This is a genomic window from Laceyella sediminis, assembly GCF_003003125.1.
In the GTDB taxonomy this organism is placed as follows: Bacteria; Bacillota; Bacilli; order Thermoactinomycetales; family Thermoactinomycetaceae; genus Laceyella; species Laceyella tengchongensis.
In genome coordinates, this window is record NZ_PVTZ01000010.1 from 99,947 (window position 1) to 122,546 (window position 22,600).

A 22,600-nucleotide genomic window follows, 5' to 3' on the forward strand; every position below is an offset into this window, starting at 1 on the left:
TCACCCCTTGTTTTCCATGTTCCGGTTCGCCAGCTCCCTGATGGCGGCCAAGGCGAGCTCATAACTCAACGCGCCGAACCCCACAATCTGCCCGCATGTGACCGGCGCCGTCACAGAAGTGTGCCGAAAAGATTCCCGGGCATGGATGTTGGTCATATGCACTTCGATCACCGGCACATCAATCGCAGCAATCGCATCACGCAAAGCATAACTGTAATGGGTGTAAGCCCCTGGGTTAAAAACTATGTAATCAACATTTCCTTCCGCGAGATGGAGCTGATCGATCAATTCCCCCTCAATGTTGCTTTGGTAACAAGCAACACGAAGGCCCCACTCCTCACCTTTTTTGATCAGGCCCGCATTGATATCTTCCAATGTAGTCCGCCCATAAACCGCCTGCTCGCGCTTGCCCAAGCGATTGAGATTCGGGCCGTGCAATACGAGGACGTTTACCATCATGCCCACCTCCCGCAACACTTTTCGCCAATGTACACTCGGATGGTTAACCTAAATATGATTGCCCAGACAACTATCTATTTTCCCACGAACTTGCCGTTTTGTCCACGGGTCGAACGGTAATCGCTTTCCGCCCTGTCAAGCAGGAATCCTTAGTAACAGTGTTCAAATTATACGATACATATGCATGATCCGCACCTCCATCCCACTCTCCTCACACACTTCCCCAACCATTGTGTTAGAATAAAATACACATTATTTGATGACAATTACAACAAGGTGGTGCGCCTACGTGTCAGATAAACCCATTGCTTACGGCGGGCAAGCCGTCATCGAAGGCGTGATGTTTGGCGGGCAACACGCCCAAGTAACCGCCGTTCGCCGCAAAGACGGCAACATCGAATTATTCGAATGCAAAAAGAAAACCTCGCCAACGCTTAACTTCCTGATGAAGATTCCCTTTTTAAGGGGCATTGTCGCGATCATCGCGGCCAGCGCCTCTGGCGCGAAACACTTGCAATTCGCGACAGAACAATACGATCTGGATCATGCCGACCCAGATGATCCCGAACAAGCGCCCAGTTCGAACCAATCCAAATGGATGATGATCTTGGGCGTCACCCTGGTAGGTATCCTGTCCTTCCTGTTTGGCAAAGTATTGTTCACCGCAGTTCCCGCCTTTTTGGCTAGTGTACTGTTTGACCGCTTCGTGCAAAACTTGGTCATCCAAAGTTTGCTCGAAGGAGTGATCAAAACCTTATTGTTGCTCTCCTACTTGTGGTTGATCTCGCAAACCCCGATGATCAAACGGCTCTTTCAATATCATGGAGCGGAGCACAAAGTGATTACCGCCTTTGAACATGGGGAAGAATTAACAGTAACCAATGTGCAAAAATATTCCACCCTTCATTACCGTTGTGGCAGTAGCTTTATCATTCTCAGCATCATCGTCGGCGTGATTGTGTACTCTTTCTTCAGTTACGACGGAGTGTGGGATCGCATCGTGACGAGGCTGTTGTTGCTTCCAGCCGTGTTGGGCATCTCCTATGAATTGTTGCGCCTGACCAATGCCGTGCGGGATGTTCCCGTTCTCACCTATTTGGGATATCCCGGCTTATGGTTGCAAAAACTTACAACCAAAGAGCCCGATGACACTCAGGTGGAAGTAGCCATCCACGCGTTTGTCCGCATGCGGGAACTTGACGCCCAAGAGGCTCGGCAACATGTTAAACAAGCTTCCCAATTGGTTCACTCCAGTTAGCCCATAAGAAAGAGGGTGATATGCGTGACCAACCCCGGTTCTAAGCCATATTGGCATTATCTCGTACTGGCTTTTGTCTTGTTTGGCGCCGTGATCGAATTCATCCAACAGCCCAGTCGGTTGCTCTTGCCGGCGCTAGTCATCGGCATCGTCATCTACCTGTACAAATTCCCACCGCGCTGGCTGTTGCGCTTAGGCTCGATGCGCTCACCCCTAGCAAGCAAACAAGCTAAAACCCATCCGCGCAAGCGCAAAAAATACCCGTTTCGCGTGATTGAAGGCAATAACAAAAAAAACTCGCTATAATGAAACGAGCCCCCGCTTTACACCAGAGAGGAAGGCGGGGGCTGTTTCATATTCTTGGGGGGCAATGGACAAGCGACACAAACGGGAGAACAAGATGAAATGACAACCATGTTAAACCAACTTTTGGACTTTATCCCCCAGCTTGGTCGGATGGGTTGATCTTGTATGTGATTTGCTTGCTTTTACCCCGTGCACTGAGATATTGGTCGAAGCTCCATTTGTTGAAGAAAAACTCAGCTGCTTTCACACCCGACATAAACAATTCCTCTTTCTTTTCCTTGGATAAAGAAAAATCAGTCATTTTCACACCGCTGATCGGCACTTGAATGGTGCGGATCTCTTCATGCTGTTGTACATACCGGTTGTCCCGCGCATCCAACATCGTATAGAGCAACGAACGGAACATGCTGAGCGGGCCGTCGATCTGATGGATTTGCTCTTCTCCTTCCGCGCAGAGCGAAAAGCCGAAGGTAGGCCATCGCGGATTATCTTGGTCAAATAACCAGACCGGAAAATTGCTTAACACTCCTCCATCCACCACATAAGATGTTTTGCGGGTAGGATAATGCATCAATTTGATCGGTTCAAAGAAGAAAGGGATGCTACAGCTCATACACACCGCTTTGGCCACTGGGAACGAGTCGGGATCATAACCGTACTGCTTCAAATCCTGCGGCAACACCAACAATTGGCTTCGGGAGATGTCCGATGCGATAACGTGAAGCTCCACACCCTCAGGCAAATCCTTAAACGTCTGAATTCCTTTGGCCTTGAGCAGAGTAGAAACCCACTTCTCCAACTCTGTCGTCGGATACAACCCTTTTTTCAACCACAACCGCAAGGCCGGACCGACCACGGGAATATAATCATACCAAGAAGGGGCCAAAAACTGCAAAAATTCCTGCTCCATCAAAATTTCATATAATTCCTTGCCTGTGTACCCGGCAGCCAGCAAGGCCGCGATGATCGACCCCGCCGATGTTCCGGCTACTTTTTTCCACTTGTATCCCTTGCTCTCAGCGACGGATAAAGCGCCCACCAAACCAATCCCTTTCACCCCACCGCCTTCAAAAACGGCGTCTGCCCACATCAGCGTCCCTCCTCTTCAAATTCTCTCTGTTAAAAAATGTATGTGATAAAGGGCAAAAAAACCCAAGGAGACGAGTCCATGGGTTATTTCATTTCATCCGCTTCTTGTTCATCCGCTTCTTTTAAGGATTGCAAGTGGTCCACGATTTCTTTGTTAGCCGTTAAATACTGCACCAGGTTCTCAATGCAAGTAATCGAATCCCAACTCAAATGGTGCTCGATCCCCTCTACATCATGGTATATCTGGTCTTCGCTAACCCCGATCAAACGCAAAAACTCCTCCAGCAATTGGTGCCGATCCATCAAGCGTTTCCCTATCTTTTTCCCTTTAGAAGTTAAAACCAAACCCCGATATTTTTCGTAGACCAGATATTTGTTCTGATCCAGCTTTTGCACCATTTTTGTTACAGATGAGGGGTGCACTTCCAATGCTTCTGCGATGTCCGACACCCTGGCATAACCCTTTTGTTCAATCAATTTATAAATGTTTTCCAAATAATCCTCCATGCTTGGTGTTGGCATCGAAAGTCCCCCTATCTATGTAGCAACTGAAATTCAAAAGTAGTTTATCATATTTTTGCGGATAGAGCATGCTGATCTCCTATCCTTTTGTATTGATACGTAGCTCTGCCCCGTACAGTTGGATCATCTTCACCAGACTGGTACCCAAGTCTTCCAGCCGTTGCTGCAGTTTCTCGTCTTTTAATGTGCCGTCCGAATTGAATGCCATGTAACTTTGCGGTACAGACGGCATGGAAGGCAATGGCCACGCGTGTAGTGAGCGGCAGATCGTGTTAAGCGTATTGAGCGTGTTTGTAGCGCCCATCGCACCTCCGGCCGTGCCGAGCAACGCCACCCATTTCCCTTCCAATTCACGCGCTCCAATGAAATCTAATGCGTTTTTCAACACACCGGATATGCTGCCATGATATTCAGGTGACGCGAAAATGAATCCATCGGCTTCCGCCATTTTTTGTTTGAACAGCCGAACGGTCTCCGGATAAGACGCTTCATCCACTCGCCCATCATAAATCGGCAACGGATCCTTGCGCAGGTCAAACACTTCCACCTCGGCACCCATCTTACGGGCCGCTTCGGCCACAATTGCTACTGCCATATGCGTCGTTGACTGTTCACTCAAACTTCCAGGGACTGCCAGGATTTTCATCCCACCTGCCACCTCTTTCTCTGTTTTCGTTTCTGTCGCACGATACAGTATACCGAATATCCCCTGCCAATGCTAGCGCGCTTTAAGGAAAACGAAGCACCGTTTTCCATCTTGCCCTCCCCTAATCATCCATAGCCAATCCTTGCGCATCCGATCCAATGTCCCAGATTCATGAAAAGATGCCTATGACATGTCGCTTAGGTATTTACCATTCCCAATTGAGTGAGTATACTGAATTTAAAGACATTGTAGAGGAGGGAAAGATATGCCTGGCTTGACGGCACGTGATATTCATAACAAGGAGTTCAAACGGGCGATGCGCGGTTACGATGTGGATGAAGTTAATCATTTTCTCGATCAAATCATTAAAGATTACATAGAGTTTGAAAAGACGATCCAAACACAATCCGTGTTAAATGAGCATGAGCGGTACAACCAGATCGAGCAATTGCTCCAACAGTTGCTTTACGACGTGCAACAAATCCGCGAAGAGAACCGCCAACTTCGGGAGCAACTTCGAGAGCAATTGAAGGGAAGCTCCAACGGCGCTGATCACTATTCCCAACAGTTTTACCGCTAGCCGGCTCCCCATCGGCGAGGCGGGCTTTCGGGCAAACTCCGGACTGATGGTTGCCGGCGGAGTTCAGTCACCGATAGCGCCGAACATGGAAGGTCTGCGGGTCCCTCAAGCTTGATCGCGACCCGCCCGCCGCCTACCATTGGACAATGAAGCACCGATTCCGAACAAGCGGCCGAAAACACGAACCCCACATTTGGGGCCGAGCTCCTCTCCTTGTACGACCACCTCTTTAGCTCACGGGCTGCGCCTTCTCAATCAAACAACTTGACTGGACAAAAATCAATGGCATCGCAAGCGACCAACCGCAAGTCGATTCCATCCACCCGCCCTTGGATCGCTTCTTCTCGGGCCTTGCCGTGCATATGCCCATAAACGCACAAGGTCACCCCAAACTCTTTCATCACTTCCATAAACCCAGACTCCTTCGCTGAAACAGTCAACGGCGGAAAATGGAGCATGACGATCTTCTCTCGCCCAGGTTGCTCCTTCGCGGCTGCTTCCAAAGCAAGTCGTAGCCGGCCGATTTGGCGTTCATAGATCTTGCGATCTTCTTCCTCATTAAAAAAACGCTCCCCTGGCAACGTCCACCCCCTGGTGGCAGCCACAACTCGCCCTTCAACCAACGTATAGTCCGCATCTACCCACCGCATTCCTTCCGGTAACATCTCTCGTACTTTCTTCTTGCTGTGGGCGTAATAACAATGGTTGCCCGGCGACATCACTTTATAGCCCGGCAACTGATTGATCCAGTCAAAGTCGTACCGCGCCACATCCAATTTCATGGCCCAACTGATGTCCCCGGGAATCAGCACGGTGTCTTCCGGACCGACCAGGCGTAGCCACCCGTCGCGAATCCGCTCATAATGCCGCGTCCAGCCAAACACATCCATCGGCTTTTCTATATCTTGATCAGGGTTGACATCATAGAGGGTAACCGGTTTGTTAAATGATAAATGCAAGTCACTTAATGCGTATATTGCCACATTACCACATCCCTCATCGATATTGACGCTTATGTACCGGCAAACCGAAGTTACCACCATTGTTTCAGAAAAAACGCCGCTTGGCAAGGTGGGCGAAGTTAGTTTTCAGTCAAGGTCAAGCCTTGTACTTTTCAGAACCATCCGGCAAACTAAAAGAAAGATACATAAAGAGGGGATGAAGCGATATGATTCTGTATGACGAACGTTTGGTTTCCCGTGAAGAAACTGACATTGACATTGAAGACCGGGCTTACCAATTTGGTGACGGCGTGTATGAAATGATTCGGGTCTACCATGGACGCCCTTTTTATATGGATGAACATCTGGCCCGATTGGAGCGTAGCGCCACAGAAATTCGGCTGTCGCTACCTTATCCCATCACGCGCTTGAAACAACTGTTGCTTGACCTGATCCAGCAAAATCACTTGGAAGAAGGCAATGTATACATCCAAGTGAGCCGCGGCGTGGCACCGCGATATCACGGATTTCCAGAACAGGCCCGCCCGCTAGTGATCGCCTATACACAACACGCCAAACGCCCATTGGCTGAATTGAACCACGGCATTAAGGCCGTCACGACGGAAGATATCCGCTGGCTACGCTGCGACATTAAGAGCCTAAACTTGCTCGGCGCAGTGCTGGCCAAACAGACGGCCATCGACCATGGAGCCAAAGAAGCGATTCTCGTCCGCGACGGGATCGTTACCGAAGGAAGCTCCACAAATATCTTCATCATCAAAGATGGCACACTTCACACTCACCCTGCCAACCACCTGATCCTGAACGGAATCACCCGCCAAGTGATTTTCAAATTGGCGGACGAATGCGAAATCCCGATCAGTGAAACCACTTTTTCCAAAGAAGCGCTGGAATCGGCGGATGAAGTCTTCTTGAGTAGCACCACCATGGAAATCTGTCCTATCGTGGAAATCGATGGCCGTCCAGTAGGCCAAGGCGTGCCCGGTCCCGTGACCAAACAACTTCAAGAAGCATTCGTCAATGAAATCAAACGCACCACCCTTGCAGAATCATCCTCTTGATGCCTTTTTGTACGATCATGGAAGGAAACGGCCGGATTTTGAACTGAATCCATATAAGGCGGATGACTCCGCCATCAATTCATCTTACAGGCTACCGTGAATCGGTAGCCTTTTTTGTGCGGATGGCGTTTAAAAAAGATCGCACTATATAAGACAGAAGGTGTCATATATCCATTTTATACTGAACATGATTAGGAAAGGAGTTGAATGAGTTGGCACCATTAACAGAAAAAGTGGCACTTGTCACAGGTGGCAGTCGTGGGGCGGGCCGCGGCATCGCTGTGGAACTGGCGAAAGCGGGGGCGACCGTGTACGTCACAGGCCGTAGCCTCGATCAAAACAGCCCCGATCAGCCCGGAACCCTCAATGAGACGATATCTCTCATGACAGCCACGGGCGGAAAGGGCATTCCTGTCCAATGTGATCATACGCGCGATGCCGACACAGAAGCGGTGATTGAGCGAATTCACCGGGAACAAGGACGTCTGGATATCCTCGTCAACAATGTGTGGGGCGGAAATCAACTGCCCATCACATCCGAACCCTTTTGGGAACAATCCCTTCAACATTGGGACCATATGTTCACCGCTGGTGTGCGAGCGCAACTAGCTGCCAACCATTTTGCGATTCCCTTATTGCGCGAAGGCACGAGCGGAATCATCATCCACACCACCTTTTGGGATCAAGACAAATACATCGGCCATTTATATTATGACTTGGCCAAAAACGCGTTGATTCGCATGGCATATGGACTGTCCATCGAATTGAAGGCGGACGGCATCGCTGTGTTGGCCGTATCACCCGGGTGGATGAGAACCGAACTCGTGTTAAAAGCATTTCAAACGGACGAAGAGCATTGGCAAGAAGTCGAAGCTCTGAAAAACACGGAATCGCCCTATTATATCGGCCGGGCAGTCGCCGCGTTATGCGCTGATTCAGACGTCATTGAGAAAAGCGGCCAGGTGCTGAGGGTTGGCGATCTAGCCAAAGAATACGGGTTCACCGACATTGACGGACGGTCAATTCCCCCGTTTACGATTTGACTTCCACCGTGCTCGTGATGCAATAGAAAAAGACCGTGCACTTTTCGTCACGGTCTTTCATTGCGTATCGTTAATCTTCTCTTTCTCTTCCACCAACTCAAACCCATTGCGATTCTGCAAAGTGACATCTCTGATCAAAATCGGCGATTTGTCAGTGTACTCCAAAGTTGTCTTATTGGACCCGCGCACCAAGTCAATCGTCAGCTTGGTAAATGACGGCTTGATCATTACAGTGTAAAGGGTGTCGCCTTCTCCATCCAGCGGTTTCTCAGCGACTTTCTCGATCTTTTCATCCAGCTTGAACAAGCTTGCCTTTTTCTCTTTCCCCTCCAGCACCAACCGGTACCGGGCGTTGTTAATCGTTTGAATGTCAACTTGGAACAAATCCTCAGTTGTATTGGGGACAAAAGAGAATTTAGTGGCATCATTGGCGCCCAAGCGCACCTGAGTAGCTGGGAACACTCTCAACCGCGAGCGTTGTTCGTCGTCCAGTGTCAAGACAGCTTGCCCGAAATCGAGGTGCCACGGCTGCTGATTCATCCAGACCCGTTCAACCATCTGCTTGTCGGTCACTGGGTTGGGTACAGGATAGTACAATACCGCCCCTTCTTTTCCTGTGAACCTCATTTTCAACTCTCCTGAAACGGGAGTGATGCCCGTCGCAATCCATTTTTCCGGCTGCCCTTCTTCTGAGAATGCCAAACGAAGCGGCTCGTTGGGATAGTACAAAATCTCAAAGGTGTACTTTTTGCCTGGCCTTACTTTGTATCCATCTCCAGAAACGCCGACTTTCGTCATTTTGGAGCCCATGGTATGGTAAAGCTCAATCGAGCCTTGCTTGTTGATGTGAATCCCGTATTGCGCATTCCCGTCCGAAGACTCCAAGTATCCGAAAAACCCGTTTAACTTGGCCAGTTCAAACTCCCCGCGCAAGTTGGAATTGCCCGTTAAGGTGTACGGCAACGAAAAATGGGTTTTGTCGTTGGAGAAATGGATAGACTGCACCAGCGAGTCCCCCGTGTTGATCTGATCTCCACCTTGCTGTCCTACCGCATTATCCGGATTTTCGAATAATCCCGTATAACTTTCTTCCGGCTTCCATTGTGAAACGGCCAGAGTCACCAAAACCAATGCAGCGGCCGCAATGGTAACAGTGGTGACGACACCTTTCCGTTTGGTCTTTTTCGACGCCGCGTTCTTGCGGCTGAGACCGCTACCTTGATTCCCTGCTTTGGCGTCGATATAACTCTCCACCGCGTGCAACACATCTGCATACGGATGTTTGCGATCTAAACTCATCAGCGCTAGTTTTGCTACCCTACTTGGGATTTTTCTGCGCTCCAGCTCGGCTTCACATTGCTTCAATCCACCCATCGGAGCTTGACCAGTAAGTAGATAGTAAAGGAGCTCGCGCCATTTCTCATCAAAACGTGGTGTTTTGGGATCCTTCATATAATAGAACAAAATGAGCGGCTTATGTCCGTTCAACAAAATATTCTTCGGATCCAACGTTGCGCTCAGGGGCAGAGGTAACCGCTCCAAATCCCGCAACGTTTTAAAACATTTCCCCACAATGCGCACAGCCACTTCGGGATCCATTGCCCGCTCTTTATTTACGGTTAAAGGCAAGGGGTCTCCAGCAAACGGCGGGTGAACCAATAACAGTTCGTTTTCCTCTTCGATCAGGTCAAGGATCGGCGCCAAATACGGATGTTGCAACCGACGAAAAGCTTCTTGATAGCCGTTTGGAAGAGGACGGCGGGTGATTTTGATGCTTTGTAGGAAAACTTGGGCACCATCCGAAGATTTCGCCTGTAGAAGTTGACCAGAAAAGAAATTGATCACATCTTCCACTTGGAATCTTTCATAAAATCGTCGCTTCACATTTGTATCCTGTTTCAATCTAGTTTCCCCTAACCTTTATGATAATAGATTTGATGAAAGTTAGAATGAATTAGAAAATAATAGCATATAGCTACTAGCACCTTTATGCTATCATAAGCAACCGAAAAATCAAGAAGAAAATTATTCAACAGTATAGAACTAAAAGACAACAGCAATGGTTTATGACATATAAATGTACATTATGTCAAGATAGACTCAAGCAGTGCAATCGCATTCGCGCCTGAAGGCAAGTTATCTCATGAAATTCCAGTCATCATCGGCATAACGCGTTGTCATGAGCTGCTGGGCAAGCTCCCTTTCCTGGTTGGTCAGTTCCCCGGTCTGGAGCTGAATCCCCATGCCTTCCCCAAATCCCTCAAAAAACGCCTGCTTAACTTCTTCAAGTCCGATTTCCCGATCGGCCAACTGGCGGATCGCCACCGCTTTAACTGTGAAAGCCTGTTTCAGTTTCTCTCTCACCCGGTCCGACGGAAAAAGCAACACCTCAAACAAGGCTTCTACATCCATGTCCAACAAAATGGACCCATGTTGCAAAATGATGCCTTTCTGCCTTGTTTGCGCACTGCCAGCGATCTTCCGCCCACCGACGACCAATTCGTAGTCTGAGGGGGAGTCGAAGCAGGCTGAAGACATTTCCCCTGTCCGCCCTTTTGGCGGGGCGAGGCTGGCGTCTAATCCCAACCTCTTGAATCCGGCCAACAAACCTTGGCTGATAACGCGGTACGACTCGCTGACCGTCTTTGGCATCATGGGATGGGCTTCTTCCACGATGACGCTGTATGTCAACTCCTGATCATGCAACACCGCCCGTCCCCCGGTCATACGTCTGACAAACCCAAATCCTTTGTCTTGCAATTTGTCAAAATCGATTTCTTTGCGTGCTTTTTGAAAATACCCAATCGACAAGGTGGGTTGCGACCAACCATAAAAGCGAATGGTAGGGGGGACTTTCCCTTCGCGATGCAAGTGCAAAATCGCTTCGTCGATCGCCATGTTCATCGCTGGCGCATGCGCTTCATAAGGAAGAAACCGCCAAATATCCATAACCTTTCACACCTTTTCTCGACATCTCAATAAGCATCACTTATTTTCATTTAATTGTATTCTATCACACAGCAGGCTGGTTGCCTCCTGCACGGTGGCTCGTCTTCACCCAGTCCACGCATGCCTGAACCGTTTCCGCCAACGAAGTGATTGTGTAGCCCAACTCCCGCTCCGCCTTGGCAGAGGAATAATAGACATTACGTCCACACAATTTGGCCAAATCCCATGCAAAGGCCGGATCTTTCCCGGTAACCATTGCCCCGAGCTCTCCCAATATGGCTGCTAATTTCGCCCAGCTTTGCGGAACACGGCGAATGGTCAAACCCGTTTGTCCATAATCAGCCAGTTGTTGCAGAAAAGCGTGCAAGGATACGTTGGTTCCACCCAATATGTATCGTTCGCCAATGCGCCCTTTTTCCGCCGCGGCCAAGTGTCCACGCGCCACATCCGCAACATTACACACATTGATTCCACCCGGCGGGGCAACAAAAAGTTTGCGTTGCAACACGGCTTCCACAAACCCGCCCGCATCTGCCCGCATCCCCACGATGACTGTCGGATTGACTACCACTGCCGGCAAACCCTGCTGAACCAGAGCCAACACCGCGTCCTCGCCGGCTCGTTTGGCGATAGCGTATTCTACTTGCAACTCCGCACCGTTAAAGTCAAACGATTCATCGATGGCATCTCGCTCCGCCAATCCCACCGCCGCGGCCGAACTAGTATGGATAAATCGCTTCACGCCGCTTCTCAACGCTTCATTGGCGATGTTTGTGGCCCCTTCCACATTGATCCGGTACATCGATTGTTTGTGCCACTTTCCCCATGCCACTTCTCCTGCCACATGAAAAACCCAGTCCATGCCATCACATACACCCCGAATGCTTTCCTGGCAGGTGATATCCCCTTCCACAAAGGATAGTCCCGGTGGCAAACCATCCAGAGAAGAGGTTCGCCTGTGTAGCACAGTCACCTCTAATCCCGCCTCCAACAGACAATGGACGAGATTACGCCCCAAAAACCCTGTTCCTCCGGTTACCAACACCTTCATCCGCGCCACTCCCCTTTCTCGGTCATGTTTGACTTCTCTACTATACCATGGCATAAACCGGGCTACAGCCTTTATCGGCTGCAGCCTGGAATCGGGTCGCTTCGTGGCGAAGGTTCTTCCTGTCACTTAGCCTGCGGCCATACTTGTGCTGGATGAGAATAAGACAAACCATGGCCGTATGGATACAAGTCAGGGATGGTGACAGGCAATTTCCCTTGGGGTTGATTCGCACCAAACACCGTTTCCACCGCTGCTTGCAAGGAAACCTTGCGGAATCCGTAAGCGTTCAGATAAGCATTTACATCAGGAAATTCTTTGATGTCATAAGGATTGCGGAGGCCGATCACGATGAGTGGTTTTTTCAGTGTTTGCAATGCTCGAACCAATTTGACTTGCTGTGGATACAAGTTGGCACTGTAGGTCCCGACCAACAGCACATCCTTATCCCGAGCCATGGCCACCGCCGCTTGAATCATGTCATCACTGGGGTTAACCTGGTTGAGGTACAACTCTTCGGCCTCAGCGTGATGCCGTTGGACATACTCAAGCAGCGAGTAGGGGCTGATAATCCCCACTTTTTGACCCTCGTCCAAGCGAAGCGGCAACAGATTGGCATCATTTTTAACTAGGGTGACCGCTTGCTGAGCCATTGCCAAGGCACGCGAGTGATGCTTGCCAATGCCCACCTTTTTGGGCACTTGATGCAACGGAACATAGCGATCAGTGAAAACACCGACTTTCCATTTGGCGCGCAAAATGCGCAACACCGACTGGTTGATCCGTTTCTCGCTCAATTCTCCCCGTTTCACCGCTTGCACAATCGCCTTGTGCACATCCAGCTGTTCTTCCGTGGTCAGCTCCGGTGTAAGCAAAATGATATCCGCCCCGGCCTGTACCGCTTTTACCGCCGCTTGAGGCACCCCGCCAAAATATCCAGCCACCCCCGCCATAGCCATACTGTCGGTGATGATCAAGCCGTCATACCCCAGCTTTTTACGCAGAAGCCCCGTGAGGATGGGCTCAGACAATGTCGCCGGCAGATCGGGGGTCGGATCGAGGGCGGGCACATGGATATGAGCCGTCATGATCGCATCCACTCCTGCGGCGATCGCGCGTTTAAAGGGCACCAACTCCACTTGTTCCAACTCCTGCCGACTTTTATCAATCACCGGCAACCCCAAATGCGAGTCTACATGGGTATCCCCATGACCTGGGAAATGTTTTGCGGTCGCAATCACGCCATTTTTCTGCAAGCCCTTGATTTGCTCTGCGCCCAACTCAGCCACCAGCTTTGGGTCCTCGCCGTAAGAACGGACACCAATCACCGGATTGGCCGGATTCACATTCACATCCACATTGGGTGCCAAATTCATCTGGATGCCAATCGCTTTCAATTCCTTGGCCGTGATTTCAGCAGCCTGGCGAGCCAGTGACGGGTTGCGGGTAGCCCCCAGCGCCATATTGCCCGGCAACTCCGTCGCTCCTGTCGTCAGCCGAGCGACCACTCCCCCTTCTTGGTCGGTGGCGATCAGAAGCGGCAGGCCCAGACGTGTCTTTTGCGCCATGGCTTGCAAGCCATTGGTCAACCGAGCCGTTTGCAGAGGTTCCTTCACATTGCCAGTATAAGCGAATAATATGATCGAACCCACATGACCTTGCTGTATCAGTTTGCGCGCCTCTTCCGTCGGTTTCTCTCCATAAAAACCAGCCATGATCATTTGTCCCACTTTTTCTTCCAATGTCATACGCGCCAATTGCCCAGTCGGCGCCGTGGAATCATTCACTGGCATAAATCCTGTCTGAAACACCACCGCCAAAGCCAGAGCCAAGCATAACCATCCACTTGCCGATCTCGCCATCCGAACTCCTCCTCGCAGGATATAATGACATGACATATCGGGTGGAAAAGGTGCGCCTTATGACAAACCAACCCTGTCAACTCCATATTAACTGATGATTGCAAATTTTTTAAGTAAAACCAAACGCTACGGCTAATAAAAAAGGGCCAGCGACAACGTTTGAATCAAGCCGTTGTCACCGGCCCCGCCAACACGTTTTCCTTACGGGGCGCCATGCCACCTACTCAATCGCAAGGATCTTTTCGTCTCCGCTTTTGCACTCGGCCTTATTCAGCTTCACACCTGCCCCTTCCGGCAAATTGGTAAAGATGACTGGTGTGATGATCGAGGTAGCGTGCTCCTTGATGTAAGCCAAGTCCACTTCCAGCAGTTTTTGTCCTTTCTCCACCTTGTCCCCTTCAGCAATAAAGGAGGTAAATCCTCTTCCTTCCAAGTTCACTGTGTCAATCCCCACATGAATCAGCACTTCCCGGCCATCATGGGCGCGAATGCCGATAGCGTGTTTGGTTGGGAACAAGTTGACAATCTCGCCGTCCACTGGGGAAACCACTGTTCCCTCTGTCGGTTCAATCGCAAAGCCGTCGCCCATCATTTTTTGCGAAAATACTTGATCTGGTACTTCGCTAAGCGGCAACAGCTTCCCGGTCATCGGAGCCGCAAACTCGCCTTGCTCCGCCGTTGTAGCCTCTGTTTTCGCCGGCTCGCTCGTTTCAACAGGCGCCGCGGTTGGTTTCTTACCCATCATCAATTGCTTCATCTGTTCTTTGATGTTGTCTGATTTGGGGCCAAAGATGATTTGCAAATGGTTACCCATTTCCAGCACACCCGATGCTCCCAATTGTTTCAACTGTTCCTTGTCCACTTTTTTCACATCATTAACCGAAATGCGCAAGCGGGTGATGCAGGCATCCAGGTTGGAGAGGTTTTCTTTACCACCCAGTGCTTTCAACACATTTTCAGCCAAATCGCCCGTTGCCGCCGTTTCGTTGGTGTGTTCCAGCTCATCATCTTCCCGACCCGGTGTACGCAGGTTCCACTTCTTGATGGCAAACCGGAAGCCAAAGTAATAAATGACTGCAAACGCCAAACCGACTGGAATGATGAGATATGGTTTGGTGTCGATGTCCCAGAACATGATCAAGTCGATGATCCCGCCGGAGAAAGTCATTCCCGCTTTCACGCCCAGCACATCCATCAACATAAACGACAGACCTGCGAATATGCAGTGAACTGCATACAAAACTGGAGCTACAAACAAGAAGGAAAACTCAAGCGGTTCGGTAATCCCGGTCAAAAACGAAGTCAGGGCCGCAGATGCCATGATACCGCCGACCAGCTTCTTTTTCTCAGGGCGAGCTGTATGGTAAATAGCCAAAGCCGCCGCTGGCAAGCCGAACATCATGAACGGGAATTTACCAGACATAAATGTACCCGCTGTCGGGTCACCTTGGAAGAAACGCGTTTGGTCGCCCTTGATAATCTCACCCGCCGCATTGGTCCAGGTACCAAATTCATACCAGAACGGATTGTAGAAAATGTGATGCAGACCAAAAGGAATCAATCCCCGTTCGATCACACCAAAGATAAACGCGGCCACTGCCGTATTTTGCGCCGTCACAATATGGGACAGCTTGTCGATCTGCGTTTGGATTGGAGGCCAGACAAAAAAGAACAACAAGCCCATCAGGAAGGCGGCCACTGCCGTGATGATCGGCACAAAACGCTTGCCGCCAAAGAAGCCGAGGTACTGCGGCAATTCGATATCATGGAATCGGTTATATAGCAATGACGCCACAATCCCGATAATTACCCCGCCGAAAACCCCCATATGCAAGCTTGGTATCCCCAACACATCTACCGTTTCCACTCCGTTGAGCTTAGCCATCTCACCCAAGGTTGTATTCATGATGAGATAACCGACAACGGCTGCCAAACCAGCAGTTCCTTCGCCATTGGACAGACCGATCGCCACCCCGATCGCGAAGATCAAAGCCAGGTTGGAAAATACAATGCCCCCGGCGTTTTCCAAAATCCCAATCTGCAATTTATTCCCGATCGCGAGCAGCAAACCGGCTGCTGGCAAAATGGCTACCGGTAGCATCAGCGACTTACCGACGCGTTGCAGGATGCCAAAAAGTTTTTTAAACATCTTAGACGTCTCCCCCTATCATGGTTTGTCAAAATATGAATAAGTGCAAATCCGTGAGAACTTTTCGCTCCACGCAATCATTTCTTGTTTTGCCCAACCCGTCAAAAAATAAATAAGGCATGAGCAAAAAAAGACAGATGGGAGCGCTTGCAAAAGGGAACAAATCCCTTTGGACAAGCTAATCATCCAGCCTTTTTTCACTCATGCCTGATCGAATCAGTAACACGTGAAAACAAGAGCCACAAAGCTGTTTCGCACCCTTTTTATTGGGACGGGGATTGAAACAGCCCTTATTCAGTTGCTGATAATTCGCTGCAAATGTAATGTCAGGTAACTCACTTCAGCTAAGGGAACCGCTTTCTTCAATTCCCTCTCCATTACTTTTGACAGCTTCCAAGCTATATCATAACACATCGGATATTGTGAACGCAACAATTCTGTGAACCCTTCCGGTTCGGTAATATCTTCCTCTGCCACAGTGCGCTCGATGGCAAAGCGCAGATGGGTAACCAAGCGCAAGTAGGAGATGCTTTTGCGATCCACTTCTTTGTTTAGTGCCGTTTCAACCATGCGGATAAGCCGGAGGATCAGGCGCGAATACTGGTGGATCTCTGACAGGCGCCTGCGGGTCAAAGCGCTGTGAATGTGCATGGCGATGAAGCCCGCTTCCGCTTCTGGCAAACGAATTCCCATCTTCATTTCGATCATGTCGACAATCTCTTCTGCCACTTCATATTCCCGTTCGTACAGCGCGCGGGTTTCAACCAAAAACGGATTAGTGAACGCAATCCCTTGCTCCAATCGTTTGATAGCAAAACCGATATGATCCATCAGCGCCGTATGAATATGTTCATTTAGGGGTGTCTGAAACCGCTTATGAATATGAAGAACCACATCATTCATCACCTCAACTAACCGCTCATCCACTTGCGATAACAGCTGTTTGTATTGTTCTTGCTCTTTTTTGTCTTGCAGAACAAAACATTTTTCCACGGTTTCCTCTTGGATCAGTTCGCCCACTTTTTTTTGGAACCCGATGCCCTTGCCAATCAAGACCACTTCCCGCAACGCTGGATGCACCGCGATGACAACATTATTATTGAGGACCTTTTTGATGCGAAATGGCTCACTCATGTTTGCTTCGACCTCTCTCTCAAGCACTGATCCGATAACAAGCAATATACGATAAAAAGCCGTGAGAAATCAATCCCGAATTATTGGTCTGGACATGTGCTGGCAATCGTTTTATTTACATTTGAAATGGATACCTCCCATTTCAAGCATCACAACCGCCCTTATACGGCGACACCCCTCAGCGGGCGTGGTTTCTCGCTTGCAGTCTCATAATCTTTGAAATCCCTCCCTGAATCTTTAGATAAAACAGGTCATGCAAAATGTTAGCATGACCTGTTTCCCTTCAAATATAAGCGGTCTAAGCACTGTTTAATGTGTGTCTCCACTTCTTGATCAATATGACGTTTGGGGCACTTTCCCCCACACAGACATCTGTGTCTTATAAAAAACGGCTTCCATTCATCCACATGCCGCCATCCATGGTGATGCAGTCCCCGTTGATATAACTAGCTTCGTCCGACAACAAGAACTTAGCCAGTGCAGCGATCTCTTCGGGCTTCCCGAATCGTTGCAATGGCACCGCACGTCTAACAGCCTCATACGCACGCTCATCGGCGATCAATTTTTCTACACCGCCTGTGTTTTCAATCGGTCCGGGGGCGATGCAATTGATGCGGATCCCTTTGCTTCCCCATTCCACTGCAAGCGTCTGGCTCATCGCCAATACCCCCGCTTTGGCTGCGGCGGAGTGGACAACCCCAGCTGCTCCGGTCCAAGCGTAAGTGGCAACAATATTGACAATGGAGCCCGCTTGCCCATTGGCGATCCAATCTTTTGCCACCGTTTGCGTGAAAAACCACGTACCATGCAGGACAATGTCAACGACTGATTTCCAACCATTGGGAGACAATTTCTCTGCCGGAACCACAAAGTTGCCCGCTGCATTGTTGACTAAATAATCCACCCGACCAAATACTTCTTTCGCCTTTTGCACTGTGGCCTCTACTTGATCCAACTGCCGCACATCCATCGGAACCGCCAACACTTGTCCTGAAAACGTTTCCATTTCTTGGCGTGCCGCCTCCAGGCGCTCTTCATTGCGCGCGGTGATTACGACGTTCGCTCCTTCTTGACACAGACGAGCGGCAATCGCTTTGCCCATTCCATTGCTGCCACCTGTGACAATCGCTGTTTTCCCTTTCATATCGACACGCTCCTTTTATATTGATTGAATACTCATTCATTATTTTATAATAAAACGAATTCGCTAACATCATTTAATTAAAAAAACTCTTCACTATTTATAAGTGAAGAGTGAATCATTGATATAGAAAAACGCCTACCACACCAGACAGAGCCATCACCATGACCGGATGGAGTTTAAACCGCACCAAGGCCAAAAGCGCGCACAGGCTGATCACAATCAGGCTGATGGTATGCCCGTCCCATTGTCCGACGAACATGCTACCACCCGCAAACCGAATCGCCGCATACACGCTCAGGCCGATGATGATGGGCTTCAATCCATACAATACCGACTTGTACAACGGGTGTTTGTGCATACGAAAGATTAACGCTGTAACCAACATCACCAAAATCAACGAGGGCAACACCATGCCTAGCAAGGCAACGATCGCACCAAGCACTCCTCCCACATGATAGCCGACAAACACCGCGCTGTTCATCGCTAGAGAGCCAGGTGCCATCCCTGCCAACACGATCATCTCTGAAAAATCCCCGGTGCCCATCCAACCATGAAGCCCGACTTCATGTTCAATTACTGGAATCATGGCGTATCCCCCGCCAAACGAAAACAAGCCGATCTTAAAAAAAGTGACGAACAACTCGATGAGCATGCCGAAATCCCCTTCCCATTACTCGCTCTCACTCTGCCTAAGCGCCGCCAGCACCCGTTTCCCACTGGCAAAACCCATCCCAGTCAGTGCCCCTGCCACCATCACAAGCAAGGGATGAACATGTAAAAAGAGCAATCCAACGACCGCTCCTCCCATGATAACCCAAGTCCACTTGTCACAAAGCGCCGACTTGCCCATACGAATCGCCGCGTAGACGATCAAGGCGACAACGGCTGCCTTCACACCTTCCAGTGCACCATTTACCCAATTCCAAGTGTGAATGTGATAAAACCCGAGACACATCAACAACACAATCGCAAACGCAGGCAACACGATGCCCACCGTCGCCCACAACACCCCCACCATGCCCGCCAGCCGATAGCCGATCACCATGGCGACATTCACCGCAATGGCCCCCGGGATCGACTGGGCAATGGCGGTCGCTTCTCCAAACTCCCGCTCATCCATCCACTGGCGTCTGTGAAGGATCTCTTTTTCAATCAACGGCAACACAGCAAAGCCCCCGCCAAAAGTGACGGGGCTGACTTTGCAAAAAGAAAGAAAGAGTTGCCACCATTTTCCCCTACCCTGCTTCATGGGTTTCTCCCTTTCCCCAACATTTCCTTTTAGTCATTGTACAACATTCGCAACCGCAATGGTATAAAATTTCATTGATCCTCCCTAAAAAAACCTACCTCCCTCCCCTATTAAACCCAAGAAAAAAGGTAGGATTAAATGGAATTAGCAACTCAAAACTCGCCGTTTTTCTTGCATCGTTTTACGCAGGTGTCTACCATACCAAGCCAACCCCATTTTTAAATATGGATATTTTTTTATCAATTTTATTAACACCCATAAAAAAAGCGGATGGGAACCCTTGCCCATCCGCTTTTAAACCATTCACGTTTTTAATCTTGCTTGTACCAGCGCAACACCGGTTTGCGGGCCGCAGTCACTTCGTCCAAGCGATTAACCACAGTATGGTGCGGCGCCTCCTGAACCAGTTCTGGCGTTTCTTCTGCTTCTTTCGCGATTTGGATCATGGTGTCGATGAAGCGATCCAGCGTTTCTTTGGATTCGGTCTCAGTCGGTTCGATCATCAGACACTCCTCCACAATCAGCGGGAAGTAGATTGTTGGCGGGTGGAATCCAAAGTCAAGCAAGCGCTTGGCGATATCCAGCGTCCGAACGCCCAACTTCTTCTGTCTTTTGCCCGACAACACAAACTCATGCTTGCAATGCTGCTTGAACGGCAGATCATAATACGGCTCCAACCGGCGCATCATGTAATTGGCGTTCATCACAGCGTTTTCGGACACTTGCCGCAACCCCTCAGGCCCCATGGTGCGAATATACGCATACGCGCGAACCAAGATGCCGAAGTTTCCGTAATACCCTTTGATGCGGCCAATTGATTGTGGCAGGTCGTAATCGAAGTAGTAGCTACCATCCTCAGCCTTGGCCACCATCGGCTTCGGCAAAAACGGCAACAGCTCTTTTTTCACGCCAACCGGTCCAGCTCCTGGGCCGCCTCCACCGTGCGGGGTGGTAAACGTTTTATGCAGATTTAAGTGAACGACGTCAAATCCCATGTCTCCCGGACGGGCGATTCCCAAAATAGCATTGGCGTTGGCTCCATCATAGTACAGCAGTCCGCCCGCTTCGTGAACCAAGTCCGCGATCACGTTGATCTCTTCTTCAAACAAGCCCAAGGTATTTGGGTTGGTCAACATTAACGCGGCCGTATCGTCACCCAACACCTTTTTCAATTCCTCTACATCCACCAAGCCTTTCTCATTGGAGGGGATGGTGATGGTTTTAAAACCTGCCACCGTCGCACTCGCCGGGTTCGTTCCATGCGCCGAATCAGGCACAATAACTTTGTCGCGCTTAGACTCCCCGCGGGACTCATGATATGCGCGTATCATCATCAACCCGGTCCATTCCCCTTGTGCACCCGCCGCGGATTGCAACGTCACCGCATCCATGCCTGTGATTTCGGCCAAATCCCGTTGCAATTCGTACAACAATTCCAGCGCCCCTTGCACCGTCTCTTCCGCTTGATACGGATGAATCTTGGCAAACCCAGGGAAACGGGCCACATCTTCATGCACTTTGGGATTGTATTTCATCGTGCAGGAACCCAACGGATAAAATCCATTGTCTACCCCATGGTTGCGACGGGATAACTCCGTGTAATGGCGCATCAAGTCCAATTCGGACACCTCGGGCAACTCCGCCGGTGTTTCCCGCATCAGTTCCGGCGGCAAAAAATCCCCTTCTGGCACATCCGATTCTGGTAAGCTGTATGCTACACGTCCTGGCTGGCTCATTTCGAAAATGAGTGCTTTTTCTTCGGTTGTTTTCATCACAGCAGACCCTCCAAACCATTCGCCAACATGTCAATTTCTTCTTTCGTCCGCACTTCCGTCACCGCAATCAGCATATGGTTGGCCAGCTCCGGATAATCACGTCCCAGATCGTAGCCGCCGATGATGCCTTGTTCCAACAGCTTGCGATTTACTTCGCTTACGGGATGAGGCAATTTGACCACAAACTCGTTGAAAAACGGCTGGCTGAATGCGATCTCAATCCCTTCCACCTGACTGAGTCTCTCTTTGGCATAATGCGCTTTTTGCAGATTGAGGCGCGCCACGTCTTGCATCCCTTGTTTCCCCAGCGCTGACATGTAAACTGATGCTGCTAGGGCCAACAGTGCTTGGTTGGAGCAGATGTTTGATGTCGCTTTGTCGCGACGGATGTGTTGTTCACGCGCTTGCAAAGTAAGCACAAACCCGCGCTTTCCGTTTTCATCGACCGTCTGTCCGACGATCCGGCCCGGAATGCGGCGCATCAGCGCTTTGGTCGTCGCAAAATAGCCGCAGTGCGGTCCCCCGAAGGACGGTGCGATCCCTAATGGCTGCGCATCGCCAACTACAATGTCGGCGCCGTATTGCCCCGGCGGCTTCAACAGTCCGAGCGACAAAGGATTGGCGCTGACGATGAACAGGCCTTTGTGAGCGTGGGCGATGCGCTCTACTTGCGCCAAATCTTCAATATTCCCGAAGAAGTTGGGTGATTGCACAATCACCGCCGCCGTCTCTTCATCCGCCTCAGCAGAGAGCGCCGCCAAGTCAGTTACGCCATCTTGATGCGGCACTTCGACAACTTGCAGACCCAACCCCTTGGCACTGGTCAACAGAATTTGCCGCGCCTCGGGATGCACGGTTTGCGAAATGACGATTTTCCGTTTGCGGGAAGTGGCCGCGGCCATGCTCGCTGCTTCCGAGAGCGCCGTATGGCCATCGTACATGGACGAGTTCGCCACATCCATACCTGTCAATTCGCAGATCATGGTTTGAAACTCAAAAATGGCTTGCAATTCCCCTTGGCTGATTTCAGGTTGATACGGGGTGTACGCGGTGTAAAATTCCGAGCGCGATACGACATGCCCGACCACGCTTGGGATGTGATGTTCATACACGCCTGCCCCCAAAAACGAAACTGCCTGATCCATTGAAGTGTTGCGTCCAGCCATACGATTCATGTGCTTCACCAATGTTAGTTCGCTCATTGGCGCTGGCAGGTTCATTTTCCCTTTAAAGCGCACACTTTCAGGGATTTCGGCAAACAATTCATCAACAGACTCTACGCCAATCGTATCCAGCATTTGCTTTCGATCTTGCTCCGTCTGCGGCAAATAGCGAAATTTCATCTTCAGTTCTCCCCCTACCAT

21 protein-coding genes are annotated in these 22,600 nt (G+C 50.1%); 5 read left to right on the top strand and 16 right to left on the bottom strand.

All coding sequences use genetic code 11. The annotated features are described in order from the left end of the window. On the bottom strand, positions 1-456 hold the full coding sequence (aroQ, locus tag CLV36_RS12570) for a type II 3-dehydroquinate dehydratase (protein WP_102992124.1): 456 nt from the start codon (positions 454-456) through the stop codon (positions 1-3). 343 nt (positions 457-799) lie between these two features. On the opposite strand from aroQ, the gene CLV36_RS12575 reads away from it, so the two are divergent. Both CLV36_RS12575 and CLV36_RS12580 read left to right on the top strand, forming a co-directional pair. Then, positions 800-1,717, top strand: a complete 918-nt coding sequence (locus tag CLV36_RS12575) for a DUF1385 domain-containing protein (protein WP_425436582.1) — start codon at positions 800-802, stop codon at positions 1,715-1,717. Between the two features lie 24 nt (positions 1,718-1,741). Beyond that, positions 1,742-2,023: a hypothetical protein gene (locus tag CLV36_RS12580; protein WP_054095402.1), complete on the top strand. Its 282-nt coding sequence runs from the start codon at positions 1,742-1,744 to the stop codon at positions 2,021-2,023. A 130-nt stretch (positions 2,024-2,153) separates the two neighbouring features. On the opposite strand, the gene CLV36_RS12585 is transcribed toward CLV36_RS12580, so the two are convergent. The 3 genes from CLV36_RS12585 to CLV36_RS12595 all read right to left on the bottom strand — a co-directional run bounded on the left by CLV36_RS12585 (position 2,154) and on the right by CLV36_RS12595 (position 4,280). Next, positions 2,154-3,113 (bottom strand): patatin-like phospholipase family protein, encoded by a 960-nt coding sequence (locus CLV36_RS12585; RefSeq protein ID WP_106342879.1) that lies wholly within the window; start codon positions 3,111-3,113, stop codon positions 2,154-2,156. An 83-nt stretch (positions 3,114-3,196) separates the two neighbouring features. Continuing rightward, a complete protein-coding gene (mntR, locus tag CLV36_RS12590; protein ID WP_054095403.1) occupies positions 3,197-3,634 on the bottom strand; it encodes a transcriptional regulator MntR in 438 nt (145 codons plus the stop codon). A 79-nt stretch (positions 3,635-3,713) separates the two neighbouring features. Continuing rightward, positions 3,714-4,280 carry an NADPH-dependent FMN reductase gene (locus tag CLV36_RS12595; RefSeq protein ID WP_054095404.1) on the bottom strand — a complete coding sequence of 189 codons (567 nt, stop codon included), beginning with the start codon at positions 4,278-4,280 and terminating at the stop codon, positions 3,714-3,716. 265 nt (positions 4,281-4,545) lie between these two features. Here CLV36_RS12595 and CLV36_RS17970 point away from each other — a divergent pair, with 265 nt between their 5' ends. Beyond that, positions 4,546-4,860, top strand: coding sequence for a DivIVA domain-containing protein (locus CLV36_RS17970; protein WP_102992120.1), 315 nt, complete (start codon positions 4,546-4,548; stop codon positions 4,858-4,860). Between the two features lie 251 nt (positions 4,861-5,111). On the opposite strand, the gene CLV36_RS12605 is transcribed toward CLV36_RS17970, so the two are convergent. Beyond that, complete coding sequence (locus CLV36_RS12605) at positions 5,112-5,843, bottom strand: metallophosphoesterase (protein ID WP_181353019.1); 732 nt, start codon at positions 5,841-5,843, stop codon at positions 5,112-5,114. Between the two features lie 185 nt (positions 5,844-6,028). On the opposite strand from CLV36_RS12605, the gene dat reads away from it, so the two are divergent. Together dat and CLV36_RS12615 are read left to right on the top strand one after the other, a co-directional pair. Next, positions 6,029-6,883, top strand: coding sequence for a D-amino-acid transaminase (gene dat, locus CLV36_RS12610; protein ID WP_106342881.1), 855 nt, complete (start codon positions 6,029-6,031; stop codon positions 6,881-6,883). Between the two features lie 212 nt (positions 6,884-7,095). Next, positions 7,096-7,926, top strand: coding sequence for an SDR family oxidoreductase (locus tag CLV36_RS12615; protein WP_106342882.1), 831 nt, complete (start codon positions 7,096-7,098; stop codon positions 7,924-7,926). Positions 7,927-7,983: 57 nt separating this feature from the next. Here CLV36_RS12615 and CLV36_RS12620 read toward each other — a convergent pair whose 3' ends face one another. The 11 genes from CLV36_RS12620 to gcvPA form a co-directional block, all read right to left on the bottom strand. Continuing rightward, the gene (locus CLV36_RS12620) at positions 7,984-9,828 is read right to left on the bottom strand and encodes a hypothetical protein (protein ID WP_106342883.1); all 1,845 of its coding nucleotides are present in this window, start codon (positions 9,826-9,828) and stop codon (positions 7,984-7,986) included. Positions 9,829-10,062: 234 nt separating this feature from the next. Next, positions 10,063-10,875, bottom strand: a complete 813-nt coding sequence (locus CLV36_RS12625) for a lipoate--protein ligase family protein (RefSeq protein WP_106342884.1) — start codon at positions 10,873-10,875, stop codon at positions 10,063-10,065. 64 nt (positions 10,876-10,939) lie between these two features. After that, complete coding sequence (locus CLV36_RS12630) at positions 10,940-11,926, bottom strand: NAD-dependent epimerase/dehydratase family protein (RefSeq protein WP_181353021.1); 987 nt, start codon at positions 11,924-11,926, stop codon at positions 10,940-10,942. A gap of 122 nt (positions 11,927-12,048) precedes the next feature. Then, positions 12,049-13,785, bottom strand: a complete 1,737-nt coding sequence (gene nagZ / locus CLV36_RS12635; RefSeq protein ID WP_181353023.1) for a beta-N-acetylhexosaminidase — start codon at positions 13,783-13,785, stop codon at positions 12,049-12,051. Between the two features lie 220 nt (positions 13,786-14,005). After that, positions 14,006-15,934: a glucose-specific PTS transporter subunit IIBC gene (gene ptsG, locus CLV36_RS12640; protein ID WP_102992112.1), complete on the bottom strand. Its 1,929-nt coding sequence runs from the start codon at positions 15,932-15,934 to the stop codon at positions 14,006-14,008. A 294-nt stretch (positions 15,935-16,228) separates the two neighbouring features. Further along, a complete protein-coding gene (gene glcT, locus CLV36_RS12645; protein ID WP_029071785.1) occupies positions 16,229-17,068 on the bottom strand; it encodes a glucose PTS transporter transcription antiterminator GlcT in 840 nt (279 codons plus the stop codon). Positions 17,069-17,447: 379 nt separating this feature from the next. Further along, positions 17,448-18,212 carry a 2,4-dienoyl-CoA reductase gene (gene fadH, locus CLV36_RS12650; protein ID WP_106342887.1) on the bottom strand — a complete coding sequence of 255 codons (765 nt, stop codon included), beginning with the start codon at positions 18,210-18,212 and terminating at the stop codon, positions 17,448-17,450. A 115-nt stretch (positions 18,213-18,327) separates the two neighbouring features. Beyond that, positions 18,328-18,864 carry a chromate transporter gene (locus CLV36_RS12655; RefSeq protein WP_106342888.1) on the bottom strand — a complete coding sequence of 179 codons (537 nt, stop codon included), beginning with the start codon at positions 18,862-18,864 and terminating at the stop codon, positions 18,328-18,330. Between the two features lie 18 nt (positions 18,865-18,882). Continuing rightward, positions 18,883-19,461, bottom strand: coding sequence for a chromate transporter (locus CLV36_RS12660; RefSeq protein WP_106342889.1), 579 nt, complete (start codon positions 19,459-19,461; stop codon positions 18,883-18,885). Between the two features lie 311 nt (positions 19,462-19,772). Further along, a complete protein-coding gene (gene gcvPB, locus CLV36_RS12665) occupies positions 19,773-21,233 on the bottom strand; it encodes an aminomethyl-transferring glycine dehydrogenase subunit GcvPB (protein WP_022736127.1) in 1,461 nt (486 codons plus the stop codon). Continuing rightward, positions 21,233-22,579, bottom strand: coding sequence for an aminomethyl-transferring glycine dehydrogenase subunit GcvPA (gcvPA, locus tag CLV36_RS12670; protein WP_106342890.1), 1,347 nt, complete (start codon positions 22,577-22,579; stop codon positions 21,233-21,235). The genes gcvPB and gcvPA overlap by 1 nt, the downstream gene beginning before the upstream one ends. Between the last annotated feature and the right edge of the window lie 21 nt (positions 22,580-22,600).

Bases quoted from the DNA above. Each gene is read 5' to 3' on its own strand.
- aroQ (WP_102992124.1), bottom strand. From the start codon at position 456: ATGGTAAACGTCCTCGTATTGCACGGCCCGAATCTCAATCGCTTGGGC.
- CLV36_RS12575 (WP_425436582.1), top strand. From the start codon at position 800: ATGTTTGGCGGGCAACACGCCCAAGTAACCGCCGTTCGCCGCAAAGAC.
- CLV36_RS12585 (WP_106342879.1), bottom strand. From the start codon at position 3,113: ATGTGGGCAGACGCCGTTTTTGAAGGCGGTGGGGTGAAAGGGATTGGT.
- mntR (WP_054095403.1), bottom strand. From the start codon at position 3,634: ATGCCAACACCAAGCATGGAGGATTATTTGGAAAACATTTATAAATTG.
- CLV36_RS12595 (WP_054095404.1), bottom strand. From the start codon at position 4,280: ATGAAAATCCTGGCAGTCCCTGGAAGTTTGAGTGAACAGTCAACGACG.
- CLV36_RS17970 (WP_102992120.1), top strand. From the start codon at position 4,546: ATGCCTGGCTTGACGGCACGTGATATTCATAACAAGGAGTTCAAACGG.
- dat (WP_106342881.1), top strand. From the start codon at position 6,029: ATGATTCTGTATGACGAACGTTTGGTTTCCCGTGAAGAAACTGACATT.
- CLV36_RS12625 (WP_106342884.1), bottom strand. From the start codon at position 10,875: ATGGATATTTGGCGGTTTCTTCCTTATGAAGCGCATGCGCCAGCGATG.
- CLV36_RS12630 (WP_181353021.1), bottom strand. From the start codon at position 11,926: ATGAAGGTGTTGGTAACCGGAGGAACAGGGTTTTTGGGGCGTAATCTC.
- nagZ (WP_181353023.1), bottom strand. From the start codon at position 13,785: ATGGCGAGATCGGCAAGTGGATGGTTATGCTTGGCTCTGGCTTTGGCG.
- ptsG (WP_102992112.1), bottom strand. From the start codon at position 15,934: ATGTTTAAAAAACTTTTTGGCATCCTGCAACGCGTCGGTAAGTCGCTG.
- glcT (WP_029071785.1), bottom strand. From the start codon at position 17,068: ATGAGTGAGCCATTTCGCATCAAAAAGGTCCTCAATAATAATGTTGTC.
- fadH (WP_106342887.1), bottom strand. From the start codon at position 18,212: ATGAAAGGGAAAACAGCGATTGTCACAGGTGGCAGCAATGGAATGGGC.
- CLV36_RS12655 (WP_106342888.1), bottom strand. From the start codon at position 18,864: ATGCTCATCGAGTTGTTCGTCACTTTTTTTAAGATCGGCTTGTTTTCG.
- CLV36_RS12660 (WP_106342889.1), bottom strand. From the start codon at position 19,461: ATGAAGCAGGGTAGGGGAAAATGGTGGCAACTCTTTCTTTCTTTTTGC.
- gcvPB (WP_022736127.1), bottom strand. From the start codon at position 21,233: ATGAAAACAACCGAAGAAAAAGCACTCATTTTCGAAATGAGCCAGCCA.
- gcvPA (WP_106342890.1), bottom strand. From the start codon at position 22,579: ATGAAATTTCGCTATTTGCCGCAGACGGAGCAAGATCGAAAGCAAATG.